This is a genomic window from Sphingomonas sp. RS6 (assembly GCF_054489705.1).
The window spans coordinates 52,182-69,885 of record NZ_JBTMWM010000012.1 but is presented as its reverse complement, the minus strand read 5'-3'; the positions used below and the strand labels follow the sequence as shown (position 1 = coordinate 69,885).

The window sequence follows — 17,704 nt, the reverse complement described above, 5'->3', positions numbered from 1 at the left end:
CCGCCGTCAGGCGATGCGCGGCACCATCGCCTCGCGCCGCCGCAGCATCGCGCCCAGCGCCGCGAAGCCAATGATCATCAGCAACCACGCCTCCGCCTCCGGCACCGCCGTCATCTGGTCGACGATGGCGCCCGCAATCGCCGCATGGATCTGCGTCGTCGGGTGGATCGCGTCGAAATAGAGCGAGTTCAGGCAGTTCGCGACCTGCGGCGATCCCCCGCCCGGGATCTGGCACGGCATGCTGGTATTGAAGTTCGCGGGAAAACCGAATGCCTCCGGTGCATCAAGGACCGCATGCTGAAGCGCAAACAGGTCGAAAAAGGTCGCGTTCGCTCCCGGAAGAAGCGCCGCCAGCGCAGCGGTCTGTGCGGCGAAGATCGCGCTGATCGCCTGTGACCGCTCGGTCAGTTCGTCGATCCGCCCCGGAATGCCGCCCGCCGTCGCTACTGAAACCGGCAGCAGCCCGATGTCAGGCGAGCCCGTAACCACGAAGTTTCGCGCGCCGAGCCCGTAAAGCAACCCAAGCCCGGTCGCGAGGTCCTCGCCGGCGCCGCTGAAGTCGATCGGCCCGCCGGTCAGGATCGTGTCGCGCACGTCATTCCCGCCAAAGGTCACGAGCACAAGCGCGTCGTTCGGGATCGGCGCGGCGGCAAGCGATCCAAACAGCAGGATCTGGTCAAGAAAGCTGGGGCTCACCTGACCGGGCTTCTGCTCGGCATCGGCCCCGCCGACCGCGAAGTTGGTGCCGCCCGCGAGCGCGGCCATGCTCGGCGCGCCGGTAATCTCGATGCTCAGATAATCGGCGAAGTTGAATCCGTTCGAGAAGCGACCACCGAAATACCCATTGCCCGGGCTCGCCTGTACGCCGCCGGTTGCCAGATAGGCGTTGCCCGAATCGACAAGACTGTCTCCGAACACATAAAGACCGGAATAGCCGAGCGACTGTGCCGACGCGCATGGCGCCACGAACAGCAGGATCAGCGCGAACAAACGCCCGACAATCTTCATGGCACCCCCCATCGGCTTGCCATGATTTACCTTAATATTCGCGCTATTCCAAGTCGCCCATCACATCGTGAGCCTAGCCGACGATCGCCGGCAGAGTCGAACCGTCAGGCCTGCACGTCATATTTGGCGAGTTCAACACGAACGCGAAGATCGATCTCGCTCATCAACTGCGCCAGCACTGGATCGTCGGGCGTGCTGACACTTTCCGCCCAGGCCGCAATTTCGTTCAACCTTGCCGGACTTGGCACGCCCGACACCAGTTCGCGGTGCAGCCTGTCCAACGCATCGATGCCGCGTTCGGCCTGCCGCGCCAGCTTGCGCCGCCGTTCGACCATCGGCTGGGCGACGGCGATCGCCACCAGCGTCTGGACCGTGGTGGGCGGCGTCGTGCCCGGAGTGGGGGTCGGTTGCGGCGCGGCTGCAGGCGGCTCGTCGCCGACGCGCGGAAACCCGGACAGCGACTTTGGCAACGCAGCCAGCATGGTGCGTGCCATCATCGGGTTCAGGTTGTCGATACGCACGAATTCAGGTCCTCATGAGCCTTGTTGGCTCTCCTCTTTCTATAAGAAAATTAGCGACGTTTTTCCACTTTCCCCGGGAGCTTTAATGTACCGTCTGACCGCTTCGATCCTGGCGCTGGTCCTGGCATTCGCCGGCACCCCCCAGGCGATGGCCCAGACCCGGATCAAGGACATCGTCGATGTCGAAAATGTCCGCGAGAACCAGCTCGTGGGCTATGGTCTGGTCGTCGGTCTCGCCGGCACTGGCGATCGCATCCGCAACGCCCCCTTCACCGAGGAATCGATGCAATCGATGCTCGAACGGATGGGCGTCAACATCCGCGGCACCCAGATGCGGACCCAGAATGTCGCTGCGGTGTCGATCACCGCGACGATGCCGCCCTTCTCGCGCGCAGGCTCGCGGATCGACGTGCAGGTGGCGGCGCTCGGCGACGCGACCAGCCTTCAGGGCGGCACGCTGATCGCCTCGTCGCTGCGCGCGCTCGATGGCGAGATCTATGCCGTGGCGCAGGGGCCGGTCGCGGTCTCCGGCTTCAAGGGCCAGGGCGCCGCCGCCAGCGTCAGCCGCGGCGTCACCACCTCGGCCCGCATCGCCGGCGGCGCGATCGTCGAACGCGAAGTGCCCTATGCGCTGCGCTCGGCGAACAGCCTTAAGCTCGCGCTCAAGAACCCCGATTTCACGACCGCCAGCCGTATCGCCGGCATCATCAACCAGCGCTATCCCGGCGCGGCGCAGATGCTCGACCCCGCGACCGTCGAGCTTCACGCGCCGCCGAAATTCGTCGGATCGGTGATTGATCTCGTCACCCAGGTCGGCGAGCTCGAGGTCAAGGTCGATCAGCCCGCCCGCGTCGTCATCAATGAGGCTTCGGGCACCGTCGTGATGAACAACGATGTCCGCATCACCCCGGTCGCGATCGCGCAGGGCGGCCTCACCATCACCGTCAGCGAAACGCCGCAGGTATCGCAGCCGGCACCGCTGTCGAACGGCCAGACCACCGTCGTCCCCCGCACCCAGGTGCAGGTCGACGACGGCAACGGCGCCAGCCTCGCGATGGTGAACGGTCCCTCGCTCCAGACGCTGGTCAGCGGGCTCAACACGCTGGGCGTGTCGCCGCGCGACCTGATCACCATCCTTCAGGCAGTGAAGAGCGCCGGCGCGCTCCAGGCCGAAATCGAGGTGCAATGATGTCGGACATCCCGCCCCTTCCCGTCGGTGGCGCCCCCGCGCCCGCGATACGCCCCGTCGACCCGAAAAATGCGCAGACCGCGCAGGACTTCGAAGCCGTGTTCCTTGGCCAGATGACCCAGCTGATGCTCGAAAGCGTGCAGCAGGACGGCGACTTCGCCGGCGGTCATGGCGAGGAAATGTTCCGCGGCGTGCTCGCGGAAAAACTCGGCGCCGAAATCTCCCGGCGGGGCGGCATCGGCCTCGCCCCCGCCGTTCTCGATCAGATCATCAAGCTTCAGCAAGGACAATCATGACCGCCCAGCTTATCGACGCGATGGTTTCGCTCACCGCCCTGATGGAGGAGGAGAGCGAGCGGCTTTCGCGGACGCCTTATCTGCCGCAGCTGGGGGAGATCGCCAACGCCAAGCTGCGCCTCGCCGGCCGCATCGAGGCCGAGGTCGCCCGGCTCAAGCGCGAGCATCCCGGCGAGTGGCTCGAAACCGTCGAGGGCGAAGAGCGTGCCGCGCTGGAGGAAGCCAGCCGCGCCCTCCGCGACGCTTCCGTGGTCAACGCCCGTATCCTGTCCCGCCAGATCGAGCTTTCGGCGGAAATGATGGCGGCGATCGCTGCCGAGGCGCAGCGACTGACCGGCAGCCGCAGCACCACCTACAGCGCCTGTGGCGCGATCGCTGGGATCGACGCGCCCGCGCCGATCTCGATCAACGCCCGGCTCTGACGCAGCGCCGCAGCGCGCCATTGCCGTCGCCCATCGGAATTCGTGTCGAATTGACACGACCGATGGGCGGGAGCGACAACGGCTCCTGCCTATCCCACGGGCATTGCTCGATAATATTCCAAGCAAAGGCTTGGATAAAATTTTTCCACGATGTTTCTGGTTAGTTTCCTGTAAACTGCTATAGTGGCGGCGCAACATGGGATCGGACTGCACCGGCGGGTCGGTGCCGCATCGCCGTTGTCAGTTAGGGAGGCATTATGATGAAGCGTCTTAAGACCATCGCGGCGGCAGGCGCGCTCGCCGCTGCCATGCTCGGCCTTGGCGGCACGGCCCAGGCAACCACGTTCATGTGCGATCCGGCGCCCGGGATCTGCTCGTTCGACGGCACGACCGGCGGCTTTGCCAATGTGAAGCGCTCTGCCGGCCAGTCGGCGGCGGACACGTTCAAGATCACCTTCGCGTCGGCGGGCACCGCGGTCCTCACCTTCACCACCGCGCATCTCCAGTTCGTGACCGCGACGTTCGACGGCGTGACCTTCACGCCGGTGTCGGGCGCAGACAATGTGTTCAAGATCGCTGCCGCCGGCACCTATGATCTGGTGATGACGGTCGCCAATCCGACGTCGCGCGTCGCATCGTACAGCGGCACGATCGATTTCGCCGCGGTGCCCGAACCCGCCACCTGGGGGATGATGATCGGGGGCCTGGGCGTTGCCGGCGCCTCGCTCCGCCGCCGCCGCATGCGCGTCGCCGCCATCGCCTGATCCGCCACGGCGCATCGTCAATGAAAAGGGGGCGCCCCGATCCAGGTCGGGGCGCCCCCTTTTGTCGTCGCATCGCCAGCCGAGGCGGCGATCAGCCGTTGCCGCCCTTGCCCAGCGCAGTCTTCAGCATCAGCAACTGCTTGCGATAGATGTTGGTCATGGCGCTGAAATCGGCCTGCACCTTGCCCATTTTCAGCATCTGCTCTTCCAGCGTAACGTTGTTGCCGTCCGGCTTGGTTTCGGTAGCGGCCTTGTCGAGCACCACGCCGCTGCTGATCGGCTGAACCGCGCCCAGGCTCCGCATCGCGCCGGTCAGTTCGACGGTCGGTCGCGCCACCGATACGCCGCTCGCACCGTTCAGCAGGCCGGCAAAGCTCGGCTCGCTGGTCTCGCGCGCCTTGTAACCCGGCGTCTCGCTGTTGGCGATGTTCTGCGCGAGCACCTGTTGCCGCTGCGACAGGTTCTGCATCCGGCGCTCGATCGCGGTGAAGATCGATGGCATGTCAGTCATGGTTCAGAACCCCACCAGTGCGGATGTGCCGCTTGAAAGCCTGTTGAGTGCCGCCTGATAATTGGCGAGCTGCGACTTCTCACGTGCGGTCGATTGCTTGCCGGTCGCGGTATTCTTGACGCCGTCGACCATCGTCGCCTTGCCATCGTCCCAGTACAGCGAGCGATAGGCGGTCTGCGACATCGAGATCGCATCGGTGATCTTCGAAAGCGCGACCTTCGCATTGTCGAGCGTGGCGAGGCTAAGTGCTTCGCTCAGATCGAGCCCGAAATTGCCGCCGGGGCGAACTTTCGGCGCCGAACTCGACACCGTCGCCTGATTGGCGATGCGCTGCGGCTCGATGCCCAGCTTCGACAGGGCATCGGTGTCGGCGCCGCCGGCGAGCAGTTCCAGTTCGTGGCCGGCTTTCATCGTGATGCGAAGCGATTGCACGCCATCGACCGAGGTGGCGGTCACGGTGCCCTTGGAGGCGCCGATCATCCCCTGGATCCGCGTCGCGATCGTCTTGAGCGTGTCGTCCTTCTCGATGATCACCTTGCGCACGGCGCCATTGTCGGCCTTGATCGAGAAATAGTCGCCGGGCCGCAGCGTCGTCTGCGTCGTCACCTTGTCGGAAGCCACGGCGTTCACCACGCCGCGGCCAAAGCCTAGCGCGGACAGCGCGTTCGCGCCCCCCTTGTCGGCGGCGACGCGAACCGGCTCGGTGCGCAGCAGCGCCTGGCCGAATTGGTTGGTGCTTTCGATCGCGCCGGTTGCGGTGTCGATTCGCGTGACGAAGCCGTCGGTGGGTCCGCGGCGCGTCGCCGCCAGGTCGCCGGTGGTGCGGCCGCCGGCGTACAGGTCGCTGCCCATGAACGCGATGCTGTCGACCTGATCGTCGGCGGCGCTGCCGATATAAGTCGTCGATGCGCCGCTCAGTCCCGCGTCGATCCGCGTGACGAAGCCGTCGCGCCCGCCGCTCAGCCCGTTGGCCTGGCCGCCGCTGATCGCGGCGCTGGTGGCACCGCCGACGCCGATCGTGCCGTCCTCGGCCACGGCGATCACGCGCGCATCGGCCTTGCCCAGGCTGAAGCTGCCCAGATCGGTCGCAAGCGAGTCGCCCTGCAGCTTCATCACCTCGGCATTGCCGTCGCGCGAGACGAGCGCGAGCAGATTGCCGTCGCCATCGACCGCGAGGCCGTTGACGACGTCGCTGCCGGCGGTGCTGATCGTGCGGCGCTCGGCGAGCTTGCCGCTGGGATCGATCCGCGCGACAAAGGCATCCCCACCCGCCGTCGCGGTCTTGCCACCGACATAAACCGATCCGTCGGCGCCGACGGCAACCGCCTTGGCGGTATCGATGCCCGTCGAACGAACCACGGTGGAGAATTGCTCGTCGCCATTGGCGGCATATTTCGCCACCACCATGTCGCCATCGGACGTGACGCCGTTGAAGCTGCCCGTCACCGTTCCGGCAACGACCACCCCGCCATCGGGTGCGATCGACACGGAGGCGCCCGTCGCCGAGCCGCTGGCGCCCAGGTTGCGCTGCCAGACGACGTTGCCGGCGCCATCCATCTTGGTGAGGAACAGATTGTCGTCGCCATCGGACAGGTTGGCGCCCAGATCGCCTTTCGTCGTGCCGACGACATAGCTATAGCCCTGCGCGTCGGTGACGATCGCGCTGGCATCGGTGTTGGCGTAGACGTTGCTCGTCTTGGTGGTGTTGGTCGTGACCTTGCCGTCCATGTCGGTGGAGGTGGTCGTCACCGTGGTGGTCTTGCCGGCCAGCGTATTCTGCGCCGTGGCGTCGCGATCGAGCGCCTGGATCGTGCCCATCGACACCTTGGTGCTGTCGCCGGCGGGATCGTTCAGGCGGAAGACCTGCGTCGCGCTCGGCGCGTCGAGCGCGGTCTGCCCGGTGGCCACGACCAGCGAGTCCCCCGCGCCGACCTGGTCGAGCGCGATCTGCTCGATGCCGTCGGGCGATTCGACCTTCAGGCCCCATTTGCCGTCGGCATATTCGGGCACGAAGCGGATCAGCCAGCGCGAAACGGGGTTGCCCTTGCTGTCCAGCTGCGGCGTGCCGTCCGCCTTGTAGATCAGTGTCGAGCTGATCTTCTCGTTCAGCGCGTTGGCAACCGAGTCGATCGTCGGCGGCTGCGGTCCGTCGGCCAGGTCGATCGTGAAGCTCTCGGTCAGCCCCGGGCGGGTGAGCTTGGCAGAGAACACCTCGGTGCCGGTGAGCCCGGTCAGCGGGTCGGATCGCTTGGTCACCAGCGGCTTGCCGCTCACCTCGTACAGGGCGGAAGACGCGAGTTCGTTCGACTTCGCCGTCGATGTCGGCTTGCCGAACGCCAGGTTCACCTTGTCGGACGGCGAGGTGACCAGATAGTTCTGCAGGTCCGCCAGGCCCTTGGCGAATGCCTTTTCATAGGTTGCCCGCTGCGCGTCCGACGCGGTCTTCACCGTCGCGGCCTCGGCCAGCACGCGCAGTTTCTCGAGCGCCTTGTATGCGACGAAGGTAGTCTGGACGTCGTCGGGCAGGATCTCGCCGGTGGCGCTGCCGCTCTTGTCGATGATCGTCTTGGTGGTCAGGATCGAGGAAAGCTGCAACGAACTTGCGGTTGCGGCGCTCGTCTCCTCCTTCCACGGCGGGGTGGTTTCGGCCAGCGTGAACTGCGCCTTGGCCGTGCGCACGGCCTTGCTCTCATAGGTGATCGGCGCAAAGGACGTGAAGGCGTTGCTCCCCGTCAGCACGCTCAATCCCACCAGATTTGCCGATAAATTAACTGTCATGCGGGCCGTCCCTTCCCCTAACAATCCTATAATAGAGGGAAGTGTGCCCTTGCGGGCGCGCACGAGCCTTTTTCTGCAGGGATCAGTATGGCAACGACAGCCCCCACGGTGGGCGAACCGCCCGAATTGAAGCGCTACACCGGGCCGCAGCGCGCCGCCGCACTGATGCTGGCGCTCGGCCGCGAACATGGCGCACCGATCTGGGACCAACTTTCGACCGACGAGATCAAGGAGCTGTCGTCGACCATCGCCGGGCTCGGCCGCGTGCCCAGCCAGGTGGTCGAACATCTGCTGATCCAGTTCACCGGCGAGGTCGCCAGCATGGCGTCGCTCCACGGCAGCTACGAAACCACCGAACGCCTGCTCGGCGGCATCCTGCCCGGCGACAAGGTGAAGGAGATCATGGAGGATATCCGTGGACCCTCCGGCCGGACGATGTGGGACAAGCTGTCGAACGTCTCCGAAACCGTACTCGCCGGCGCGCTCAAGCAGGAATATCCGCAGACCGTGGCGGTCATCCTGTCGAAGCTGCGGCCCGATCACGCCGCACGCGTGCTGTCCGAACTGCCGCGCGAATTCGCCGTCGACGTCATCATGCGCATGCTCCGGATGGACACGGTGCAGAAGGAAGTCATCAACCAGGTCGAACAGACGCTGAAGACCGAATTCATGACCAACCTGTCCCGCTCGCAGAAGCGCGATCCGCACGAGAGCATGGCGGAGCTGTTCAACTCGCTCGACCGCTCAACCGAGGAAGCGATGCTCACCGCGCTCGACGCCAAGGCACCGGAAAGCGCCGAGCGCATCCGCGCGCTCATGTTCACCTTCGAGGATCTGGCCAACCTGCTCCCGCCGGCGATCGCCGCGATCGTCCGCGGTGCCGACAAGCGCGAGATGGCACTGGCGCTGAAGGGTGCGCCGGATCAGCTCAAGCAGATGTTCTTCAACGCGATGACCGAGCGCGCCGCGAAGCTGATGCGCGAGGACATGGCGGCGATGGGCCCGGTGCGCGCGCGCGATTGCGAGGAAGCGCAGTCGAGCCTCGTCCGGCTGGCCAAGGATCTCGCCGATCGCGGCGAAATCCTGCTGGTCGATCCCAAGTCCGACGATGCGATGATTATCTGAGGAGCATGGCCCGATGAGTGCCAATATCGAGCGCTTCGCCTTTGATCGAATCTTCGCCGCCCCGCCGGTGGAAAAGAAGCTCGTCGACGAAGACGCGCTGATGGAGCTCGCGGCGCTGCGGGCGGAGGTCGCGCTGCTGCGCGCCGATCACGAAGCGGCGATCGCCCAGGCGCGCGCCGAAGGGTTCGACGCGGGCCTCGCCCAGGCACGGGCAGAGCGCGAGGTCGCGCTGCTCAGCGCGGTCGACGCATTGCACGCCGGCATCGAGGTGATCGATGCCCAGTTCACCGAGATCACCGGCCGCGTCACCGGCGAGGCCGCCGAAGTCGCGCTCGCGGCCGCCGATCTGATCGCCGGCCGCGCCATCGAACGTGCCCCCGGCGACGCGATCGACGCGGCGATCGGCCGGGTGCTCGGCCAGGTCGCACGCGGCACCGAGCTGCAGGTGCGCGTCCATCCCGATCTGGTCGAGGATATCGACGCCCGCATCGCCGATCGCCAGGCCAATGATCGCCGCAAGCTCAACCTCAGCGTCGTCGGCGACGCCACGCTCGCGCTCGGCGACGCGCTGATCAACTGGGACGAAGGCGGGCTCGCGCTCAACGCCCAGTCGCGCCGTGACGCCGTGGCGGCGGAACTTGAAAGCCTGCTGCTCAATTGATCGCCGGCGCAAGACGCGCGAATATTTTCAAAGATGCTGCACAGAAACTTGACTTGAAGCGGTAATCAAGCAGGCGCAGCATCATCGGATGATCTTGCGCACGCTGATTGCATCGCTCCTTGCCGCCACTGCATTGCCGCAGGAGCAGGCCGCCCCGCCCCCGCCGATCGGGCCACGCCCGGCCGTGCCCGACCTTGTCGATCTGGTGCCCGGCGAGGCGATGTGCGACGGAACGCCCGTCGCGTTCACCCATCTCGAACGTCCTTTTCCCATCTCGGCGTTCGGCAGCGCCAGCGACGCGCCCGAGTCCTTCACGCTGCGCTTCCGCATCGACGCCAGCGGCCGCCCCCTCGATATCGAACGCAGCGATGCAACGTCCGGCGGACCGGTCCGATCGCTTTACTATCTCGGCAACGGCATCGCCCCCGCATTCGCCTCCTCGCGCTTTGCACCACAGGCGCGCGGCAATTGCACGATCCGGTTCGAGGCGCGCCGCTTCGCCGCCGCAGAGGCGCCGCTGCCGCTGGTGATGCGCTATTTCGTCGCGCCGCATGCTCGGCATCCCGGCGAACAGGCGCTGTTCCGCCGGATGCATCCCGCCGATACCAACTGCATCGGCGCGGGCAGCCCGAAACTGCGGATGCGTGCCCTACCCGCGTTCGAGGATATTGCGATCGCGCCGGGCGGCTGGGCCTATGCGATGACCGCGTTCGACATCGATGCCAAAGGCCGGCCGGTCAATGTGCGGATCATCGGCTCGGACGGCAATGCAGCGCTCGACCGCGCGTCGGTGGAGGCCGTCCGCCAGAGCCGCTATGCGCCCGAGGCACGGCATGGCTGCACCTATCCCTATTATCGCACCAGCGAAGCAACGATCGCCGCCCCGGTGGTGCCGGACAAGGCCGCGTTCAAGCCCGCCGACGCGCAATGCCCCGACGAGGACACCGACTGGAAGATGATGCCGAAGCTGGCCTTCCCCGCCGGCTTTGCCGAGCGGCGGATCGAAGGATGGGCGGTCATCGGCTATGATGTCGCGCCCTGGGGCGAGACGGGCAATGTCCGCGTGCTGGCCACCGAACCCGCGGCCGACTTTGGCCAGCGCGCGCGCGAGATCGTGAACGCGGCAACCCAGGCCGCCTCCACCAGCGGCCGGACCGGCTGCATCGACATCGTCCGCTTCGTCATGCCGAAAGAAGGGCAGGACGCGCCCGGCTTCGACGACTGATCCGCGCGCCGATGCGCTTCGCCGGCAACGCGGCTAGGCAAAAAATTCCCACCCGGCAGAAACTGCCGTCCCCGCCCCGCCTATAACTAAGGGGACGGGGCACCCGCCCCACGCATGGCAGTTGACGGGGCGGCATTGGAACCGATCAAAAATCTGATGGCTCAGCTGGGCAACACGCGGCTGGCGCTGATGGGGGGTGTGGCGTTCGTCCTGCTGGCGGCGCTCACCTACCTGGCGATGAGCAGCGGTACGTCCAACATGGGCTATCTCTACACCGATCTCGACCCCGCAGCGGCCGCGACGATCACCGAAAAGCTGAAGGCGCAGAACGTCCCCTACACGCTCAGCGCCGACGGCACTGCAATCCTGGCGCCCGAGGACAAGCTCGCCGAACTGCGGATGAGCATGGCCGGCGAGAAGCTGGGCGGCAAGATCGGCTATGAGGTGCTCGACGAGGAGCAGCCCTTCGGCGTTTCCGCCAGCCGCGCCAAGATGAACGAAACGCGCGCGATCGAGGGCGAACTCGCCAAGTCGATCCAGACGATCCAGAACGTCACCGCCGCGCGCGTCCACATCGTCATGCCGGAACGCGCGATGTTCGCGAACGAAAGCCGCAAGGCGACCGCCGCCGTCACGGTCAAGACCAAGTCGCATCTCGGCGCCGAAAGCATCGCCTCGATCCGCTATCTCGTCTCGTCCTCGGTGCCCGAACTGTCGCCCGATGCGGTGTCGGTGGTCGATCAGACCGGCGCGCTGCTCGCGCGTGCGGGCGATCCCGGCACCGCCGGCGGCGCCGACGCCGACGAGCGCCAGCAGGCCGTGGAGGCCAAGCTGCGCAGCGAGATCGAAGCGCTGCTCCAGCCGATCGTCGGCGAGGGCAAGGTCCGCGCCGAGGTGTCGGCCCAGATCGACCGCGACCAGACGCGCGAGGAATCGAACATCTACGATCCCGACAAGCAGGTCGTGGCCCGCACCGTCAGCGTCGAGACCGGTGACCAGAACCGCGAGACCGATGCCGGCCCGCAGACCGCCTCGGTCGCCAACCAGCTGCCCGATGCCCAGGCGAACCCGCCGGCGCCCGGCGCATCGCGCCAGTCGGCAAGCAACCAGACGTCGGAAGACACCACCTATTCGAACAGCTCGACCAAGACCGTCACGCTGCGCTCGCCCGGCCGCGTCACGCGGCTCACCGTCGCGGTGATGGTCGATGGCGGCCCGAAGGGCCTGCCTGCCGAACAGATCCAGCGGCTCCAGCGCCTCGTCGAAAACGCCGTCGGCGTCGACACGCAGCGCGGCGACAGCGTCGTCGTCGAAAGCATGCCCTTCTCGGCCGTCCCGGTCGAGGAAGATCAGGGCAGCATCTTCTCGAAGCTGCCGCTAGACCGGATCTGGGGCCTGCTCCAGCTGATCCTGATCGCCGGCGTGGGCCTGCTCGCGCTCCGCATGCTCAAGCCAAAGGCAGACCCGCTGCCGCTGCCGGTGGAGCTGGCGCCCCCCGCGCTCGAGACGCCGAGCGAAGAAATGCGCCTGCTCGCCGAACGCGCCGCCGAGGGCGATCCCGAGGCGATGGAGCAGCTCGAGGCGATCGCGAACGGCGCCGAGCCGGCGCTGCTTGATCAGGAAATCGCCCTCGCCCAGATCGACGGACGCATCAAACTCTCCGCCCTCAAACGCATCGGCGCGACGATCGCCGCCAGCCCGCCAGAGGCTGCGTCGGTCATCCGCCAATGGATGAACGCATAGGACCCGACCGATGAATATCGACCCCCACGACATCATCCCGTCCGACGGCGAGCCCCAGCCCACCCCCGTGTTCGAGGATTTCGAACTGCCCGGCGGCAACGAAACGCCGGCCGGCAGCGCCGGGCTGGAAGCGGTCCACGACGTGCCGGTAAAGGTTCAGGCCGTGCTCGGCCGCGCGCGGATGCCGATCGGCGATCTTCTCAATCTCACCTCGGGCACCGTGCTCGAACTCGATCGCCGCGTCGGCGAGCCCGTTGACATCTTCGTCAACGATCGTCTGATCGCCCGCGGCGAAGTCGTGCTGATCGACAATGCGCTCGGTGTGACCCTCACCGAAATCGTGCGGCCGGACCGCTGATGGCGTCCGCGATCCGCATGCTGCTGATCGGTGCGCCGGGCACCGAATTCCGTCGCGCCGCCGAGCTCGCGCGCAGCGCCGGCGCCGAAGTGCTGATGGCGGACACCCCGGCGGACGGACTGATCCTGTTGCGTGAAGGTGGTGGCGATCTCGTGATGATCGATGTCGAGGCCGACATTGCCGGGTTCATGGACAGCATCCGCAGCGAACGCTTCACCATCCCGGTGCTTGCCTGCGGCATCGACGCGCCGGCCGAACGCGCCGTTGCGGCGATCCGGGCGGGCGCGCGCGACTATGTCCCCCTGCCCCCGCAGCGCGACCTGATCGCCGCCGCGATCGCGTCGGTGGTCGAGCGCAAGGCCCCTGCCTGGATCGGCACCCACCCTGCGCTGGCCCGCGCGCTGTCGCTGGCGGCAGCGGTGGCGCCGAGCGCCGCACCCGTCCTCGTCACGGGCGAAAAGGGCAGCGGCAAGGAAATGATGGCGCGCGCCGTCCATGATGCGTCGGGCCGCCCCCAGGCGATGCACGTCGTCGAATGCGCGGGCGTCGCCACCGACGTGCTCGAGTCCGAGCTGTTCGGGCATGAGGCCGGCGCCTTTCCCGGCGCGGTCGCGCGGCGCATCGGCCGCCTCGAAAAGGCCGGTCACGGCACCGTCCTGATCCGCGAGATCGGCGTGCTGCCCGGCACCGTCCAGGCCCGCCTGCACGACATGCTTCAGAAGGCGCATTTCACCCGTGTCGGTGGCAGCGAGCCGATCCCGTTCCACGCCCGCCTGATCGCCTCGACCAGCTTCGATCTCGACGCACTGGTTGAAGCCGGCACCTTCCGCGCCGATCTGCTGGTGCGGATCGGGCTGGTGCGGATCGAGGTGCCGTCCTTGCGCGGCCGCGGTGACGATATCGTCGCGCTCGCCCGCTATTTCGTGAAGCGGCTCGCCGAGATCGACGGGATCGCGCCGCGCGCCTTTTCGGACGAGGCGTTGGCGCTGGTCGGGCGCTACAACTGGCCCGGCAATATCCGCGAGCTGGAGGAAACCGTCCACCGTGCGCTGCTGCTCGGGCGCGGCGCAGCGATCCAGCCGCACGATCTGGTCCGCGCCGACGGCACGCCGCTCACCGAACTCGAAGGCGATCCGAACCAGCTGCGCATCGACGGGCTGGTCGGCCGCACGGTCGAGGAAGTCGAGCGCGAACTGATCCTCCAGACGCTCGAACGCTGCCACGGCAATCGCACCTCGGCGTCGAACATCCTCGGCATTTCGGTCCGCACGATGCGCAACAAGCTGCGCAGCTTCATCGAGGCCGGCATCGCCGTCGCCCCCGCCCCCTGATCCGGTAGAGCCATACCCCCATGCCTCCCGCCCTGTTGAAGTTCCTCGATCGCATCGGCGCCAATCGCGACATGGCGCTGGCCGGCGGCGTCATCGCCATCATCGCGATGCTGATCCTGCCGATGCCCGGCTGGCTGCTCGACATGGGGCTCGCCTTGTCGATCACCCTGTCGGTGATGATCCTGATGACGGCGCTGTTCATCGAAAAGCCGCTCGAACTCAGCGCCTTTCCGACGATCCTGCTGATCGCGACGATGCTGCGGCTGGGCCTGAACCTCGCCTCGACACGCCTGATCCTGGGCCACGGCCATGAAGGGCCGGATGCCGCGGGCGGCGTGATCGGCGCGTTCGGCGAATTCCTGATGGGCGGCGAAACCGCCATCGGCCTCACCATCTTCATGATCCTGGTGGTCATCAACTTCGTCGTCATCACCAAAGGCGCCGGCCGCATCGCCGAAGTCGCCGCGCGCTTCAGCCTCGATTCGATGCCCGGCAAGCAGATGGCAATCGACGCCGATCTCTCCGCCGGCATGATCAACGAGGAACAGGCCAAGCAGCGCCGCGCCGAAGTGGAAGCCGAAAGCGGCTTCTATGGCGCGATGGACGGTGCCTCGAAGTTCGTGAAGGGCGATGCCGTCGCCGGCCTGCTGATCACCGCGATCAACATCGTCGTCGGGCTGGGCATCGGCGTGATTTCACACGGCGTACCGATCGGCGAGGCGTTCCGCACCTATACCGTGCTGACCGCCGGTGACGGCCTGGTCAGCCAGATCCCCGCGCTGATCGTGTCGACCGCGGCGGGCCTGCTCGTCTCGAAGGGCGGCGTGAAGGGCAAGACCGGCTCGGCGCTCGGCGAACAGCTCGGCCGCTATCCCAAGGCGTTCGGGATGGTCGCGTTCCTGATGGCGGCGCTGGCGCTGATGCCCGGCCTGCCCTTCATCCCCTTCGCGTCGTTCGCGGTGCTTTCGGGCGTCGTCGCGTGGCAGATGTCGAAGCGGATCGCCCAGCGCGAGGCCCAGGCCCGGATCCAGACCGCGCAGGAAGTTGCCACCGCCCAGGCGGTCGAACAGCCGATCTCGCAGACGCTGGCGATCGACGCCGTTCGCATCGAGATCGGCTATGCGCTGCTGCCGATGATCAACGACGATACACGCGAACCGCGGCTCGACGATCAGGTGCGCGCGCTCCGCCGCCAGATGGCGACCGATTACGGCTTCGTGCTGCCATCGGTGCGGATCATCGACAATATGAGCCTCAAGCCGAACGAATATGTCATCTCGATCAAGGAAACCGAGGCGGCGCGCGGCGAGATCAAGCTCGAAAAGCTGTTGCTGATCAATCCGGGCGGCGGCCCGATCGGCCTGCCGGGCGAGAACACGCGCGAGCCGGTGTTCGGCCTCCCCGCGCTGTGGATCGACCGCGAGCTGCGCGACGAGGCCGGTTTCCGCGGCCTCACCGTCGTCGATTGCGGCACGATCATCGCCACCCACCTGACCGAACTGGTGAAGGACAATATCGCCGATCTGCTGTCGTACACCGAGACGCAGAAGCTGCTCACCGAAGTCCACAAGGAATCGGAAAAGCTCGTCGCCGACATCATCCCGTCCAAGGTCTCGATCTCGAGCGTGCAGCGCATCCTCCAGAACCTGCTCGCCGAGGGCATTTCGATCCGCGACATTCCCACGATCCTCGAAGGGATCGCCGAAACCGCGCCGCTGACGAGCAATCTCACCCAGATCACCGAGCATGTTCGCAGCCGCCTCGCCCGCCAGATCAGCGCGCAGCAGACGCGCGGCGATGCGATCCCGGTCGTCACGCTGTCGACCGACTGGGACCAGGCCTTCGCCGAATCGATCCTCGGCCAGGGCGACGATCGCCAGCTCGCAATGGCCCCCACCGCGCTGCAACAGTTCATCGCATCGGTGCGCGAAACCTATGATCGCCTTGCCGCCGACGGCGAAATCCCCTGCCTGCTCACCAGCCCGGCGATCCGCCCGTTCGTCCGCTCGATCATCGAACGGATCCGCCCGGCCACCGTCGTGCTGTCGCAGAACGAGATCCACGCGCGCGCGCGCATCCGCGCGCTGGGCGTAATCGGCTGAGCCGCGCACCGCCGCGGCGCCGATCCTTCTATAATGCATGAAGCGGCCGATTGCGGCCCGGCATGAGGCGACTGAATGAACGTCACGACGATCGGCTTCCCCTTCGGTACCCCCTCTGCCCCCACCGGCGCGACCGAGGCCGCGACCGGCTTCGCCGACGCGCTCGATGCGTTGGTCGCCGGCGGCGTCGCCGCGCAGACCCCGATGATCCCCGGCACAGCCGGAACGGCGCCCCTGCTGCCGGCCGTGTCTGCCCAGCCGATGCTGCCCGGCACCACGGCCAACGCCGCGACGGCGATGCCCGGCGCGACCGAAACGACCGTCGCGGCGCCTGCCCCGGACAAGGCCTCGCTCGCCATGGCGCAGCTGCTCGCAACCTCGGCACCGATCGTCCTCGGCGCCGGTCCGCAGCCGCTCGGCGGCGTCACCACGCGCGGGGGCAGTCTGCCCGCCGGCAAGGCGCCTGCTGCGACGCCCGCAACCGACGATGCCGCAGCGGCGCTCGCCCCCACCCCGCCGGCCCCGACCGCTCCCGAAGCAGACGCCGCAGCGCTGCCGGTGGCTGCGCCCGCGCCTGCGCTCGCCGCCAACACCGCGACCAAGGTCGTGCCGACACCGCCCGCCGGTGCCGAAACGGCTACCGACCCCGACGCGCAGATGGTCGCGCTGCCCGATGTCGAGCCTTCGCTCGGTGGCCCCGATCTGCCGCGCACCGCGCGTGACAGCGTCGCCCCAGCGGTCAAGTCGGCCCGGCCGGGCCGCTCGTCTGCCGATGTCGCACCCGCCGACAAGACCGCCGACGAGGCGGCGGCCACCGCCGCAGCGACGGCAGCAGCCGCTGTCCTGCCGGTCGCCGTGCCCGTCCAGGCGCCCGTCGCCGACCAGCCCATGCCCGCCACCGGCAAGCGCAGCGCCCGGCCCGACGGCGCCGACCAGCCGGTCGCCGCGACGACGAGCCTCTCGTCCACCGCGCCCGGCGCGAAGGTCGCGGGCGGCACGGTCGCAGCGCCCGCCGCCGCCGAGCATCAGTCCGCGACCAACACCGGCACCGGCGAACGCGGCGAAGGCGCCGGCAACCCGCAGGGCGCGCCGATCCCCGCGTCGGGCGCAGCGACGTCGCACCACGGCGCCGCCGCACCGGCCTTCACCGTTCCCGGCGCTCCCCAGAGCGCTGCCGCCACGTCGCCCACGGCTCCGGCGGCCCCGGCCGTCGCCGCGACCGCGGAACCCGTGGTCAATGCGCGCCCCGGCGAACTTGGCCGCTCGATCGGCCTCGAAATCGCCCGCAAGGTCGATGCCGGCGAAGACACGCTGCGCGTCCGCCTCAACCCCGCCGAGCTCGGCAAGGTGGAAGTGACGCTGGCATTCGATGACGATGGCGGCCTGCGGGCGACGCTGCGTGCCGAAAGCGCGCACACGCTCCACCTGCTTCGCCAGGATGCGCCCGATCTCGGCCGCGCGCTCGATCAGGCCGGCCTTCGCACCGATGCGCAGAGCTTCCGCTTCGAGGGCCGCGACGGCGGCACCGGCGGCAATGGCGGCCAATCGAGCTTTCAGCAGCAGTCGCGCGGCAGCCAGCAGCAGTTTCGCGACGATCCCGAACCCGATGTCCAGGCCTATCGCACGCTGCGCGGCGACGGCCAGGTCGATATGATCGCCTAGGAGCATTT

The 17,704-nt window shown here is 67.5% G+C and carries 16 protein-coding genes; 12 read left to right on the top strand and 4 right to left on the bottom strand.

Going from position 1 to position 17,704, the window contains the following annotated elements; translation table 11 throughout:
- Positions 1 to 6: 6 nt before the first annotated feature.
- Positions 7 to 1,008: an SGNH/GDSL hydrolase family protein gene (locus ACX40Y_RS16895; RefSeq protein ID WP_459120738.1), complete on the bottom strand. Its 1,002-nt coding sequence runs from the start codon at positions 1,006 to 1,008 to the stop codon at positions 7 to 9.
- Positions 1,009 to 1,112: 104 nt separating this feature from the next.
- Positions 1,113 to 1,529, bottom strand: coding sequence for a flagellar assembly protein FliX (locus ACX40Y_RS16890; protein ID WP_459120737.1), 417 nt, complete (start codon positions 1,527 to 1,529; stop codon positions 1,113 to 1,115).
- An 85-nt stretch (positions 1,530 to 1,614) separates the two neighbouring features.
- On the opposite strand from ACX40Y_RS16890, the gene ACX40Y_RS16885 reads away from it, so the two are divergent.
- The 4 genes from ACX40Y_RS16885 to ACX40Y_RS16870 all read left to right on the top strand — a co-directional run bounded on the left by ACX40Y_RS16885 (position 1,615) and on the right by ACX40Y_RS16870 (position 4,200).
- Positions 1,615 to 2,718, top strand: a complete 1,104-nt coding sequence (locus ACX40Y_RS16885) for a flagellar basal body P-ring protein FlgI (protein ID WP_459120736.1) — start codon at positions 1,615 to 1,617, stop codon at positions 2,716 to 2,718.
- Positions 2,715 to 3,014, top strand: coding sequence for a rod-binding protein (locus ACX40Y_RS16880; RefSeq protein WP_459120735.1), 300 nt, complete (start codon positions 2,715 to 2,717; stop codon positions 3,012 to 3,014). Before ACX40Y_RS16885 ends, ACX40Y_RS16880 begins: the two co-directional genes overlap by 4 nt.
- Positions 3,011 to 3,436, top strand: a complete 426-nt coding sequence (locus tag ACX40Y_RS16875) for a flagellar protein FlgN (protein WP_459120734.1) — start codon at positions 3,011 to 3,013, stop codon at positions 3,434 to 3,436. The genes ACX40Y_RS16880 and ACX40Y_RS16875 overlap by 4 nt, the downstream gene beginning before the upstream one ends.
- A 260-nt stretch (positions 3,437 to 3,696) precedes the next feature.
- On the top strand, positions 3,697 to 4,200 hold the full coding sequence (locus ACX40Y_RS16870) for an FxDxF family PEP-CTERM protein (protein WP_459120733.1): 504 nt from the start codon (positions 3,697 to 3,699) through the stop codon (positions 4,198 to 4,200).
- A gap of 91 nt (positions 4,201 to 4,291) precedes the next feature.
- Here the strand turns inward: ACX40Y_RS16870 and ACX40Y_RS16865 are convergent, their stop codons facing one another.
- Positions 4,292 to 4,711, bottom strand: a complete 420-nt coding sequence (locus tag ACX40Y_RS16865) for a flagellar basal body protein (protein ID WP_459120732.1) — start codon at positions 4,709 to 4,711, stop codon at positions 4,292 to 4,294.
- Positions 4,712 to 4,714: 3 nt separating this feature from the next.
- On the bottom strand, positions 4,715 to 7,489 hold the full coding sequence (locus ACX40Y_RS16860; protein WP_459120731.1) for an NHL repeat-containing protein: 2,775 nt from the start codon (positions 7,487 to 7,489) through the stop codon (positions 4,715 to 4,717).
- Positions 7,490 to 7,576: 87 nt separating this feature from the next.
- Between ACX40Y_RS16860 and fliG the strand changes: the two genes are divergently transcribed.
- The 8 genes from fliG to ACX40Y_RS16820 all read left to right on the top strand — a co-directional run bounded on the left by fliG (position 7,577) and on the right by ACX40Y_RS16820 (position 17,696).
- Positions 7,577 to 8,614: a flagellar motor switch protein FliG gene (gene fliG / locus ACX40Y_RS16855; protein ID WP_459120730.1), complete on the top strand. Its 1,038-nt coding sequence runs from the start codon at positions 7,577 to 7,579 to the stop codon at positions 8,612 to 8,614.
- A gap of 13 nt (positions 8,615 to 8,627) precedes the next feature.
- The gene (locus tag ACX40Y_RS16850; protein WP_459120729.1) at positions 8,628 to 9,275 is read left to right on the top strand and encodes a FliH/SctL family protein; all 648 of its coding nucleotides are present in this window, start codon (positions 8,628 to 8,630) and stop codon (positions 9,273 to 9,275) included.
- Positions 9,276 to 9,363: 88 nt separating this feature from the next.
- Entirely contained in the window at positions 9,364 to 10,500 is a 1,137-nt protein-coding gene (locus ACX40Y_RS16845; protein ID WP_459120728.1) for an energy transducer TonB, read from the top strand.
- A gap of 156 nt (positions 10,501 to 10,656) precedes the next feature.
- Complete coding sequence (gene fliF / locus ACX40Y_RS16840; protein ID WP_459120727.1) at positions 10,657 to 12,243, top strand: flagellar basal-body MS-ring/collar protein FliF; 1,587 nt, start codon at positions 10,657 to 10,659, stop codon at positions 12,241 to 12,243.
- 10 nt (positions 12,244 to 12,253) lie between these two features.
- Positions 12,254 to 12,601 (top strand): flagellar motor switch protein FliN, encoded by a 348-nt coding sequence (fliN, locus tag ACX40Y_RS16835; RefSeq protein WP_459120726.1) that lies wholly within the window; start codon positions 12,254 to 12,256, stop codon positions 12,599 to 12,601.
- Positions 12,601 to 13,932 (top strand): sigma-54-dependent transcriptional regulator, encoded by a 1,332-nt coding sequence (locus ACX40Y_RS16830; RefSeq protein WP_459120725.1) that lies wholly within the window; start codon positions 12,601 to 12,603, stop codon positions 13,930 to 13,932. Before fliN ends, ACX40Y_RS16830 begins: the two co-directional genes overlap by 1 nt.
- A 20-nt stretch (positions 13,933 to 13,952) precedes the next feature.
- Positions 13,953 to 16,034, top strand: a complete 2,082-nt coding sequence (flhA, locus tag ACX40Y_RS16825; RefSeq protein ID WP_459120724.1) for a flagellar biosynthesis protein FlhA — start codon at positions 13,953 to 13,955, stop codon at positions 16,032 to 16,034.
- A gap of 75 nt (positions 16,035 to 16,109) precedes the next feature.
- Positions 16,110 to 17,696 carry a flagellar hook-length control protein FliK gene (locus tag ACX40Y_RS16820; RefSeq protein ID WP_459120723.1) on the top strand — a complete coding sequence of 529 codons (1,587 nt, stop codon included), beginning with the start codon at positions 16,110 to 16,112 and terminating at the stop codon, positions 17,694 to 17,696.
- The last annotated feature ends 8 nt before the right edge of the window (positions 17,697 to 17,704 follow it).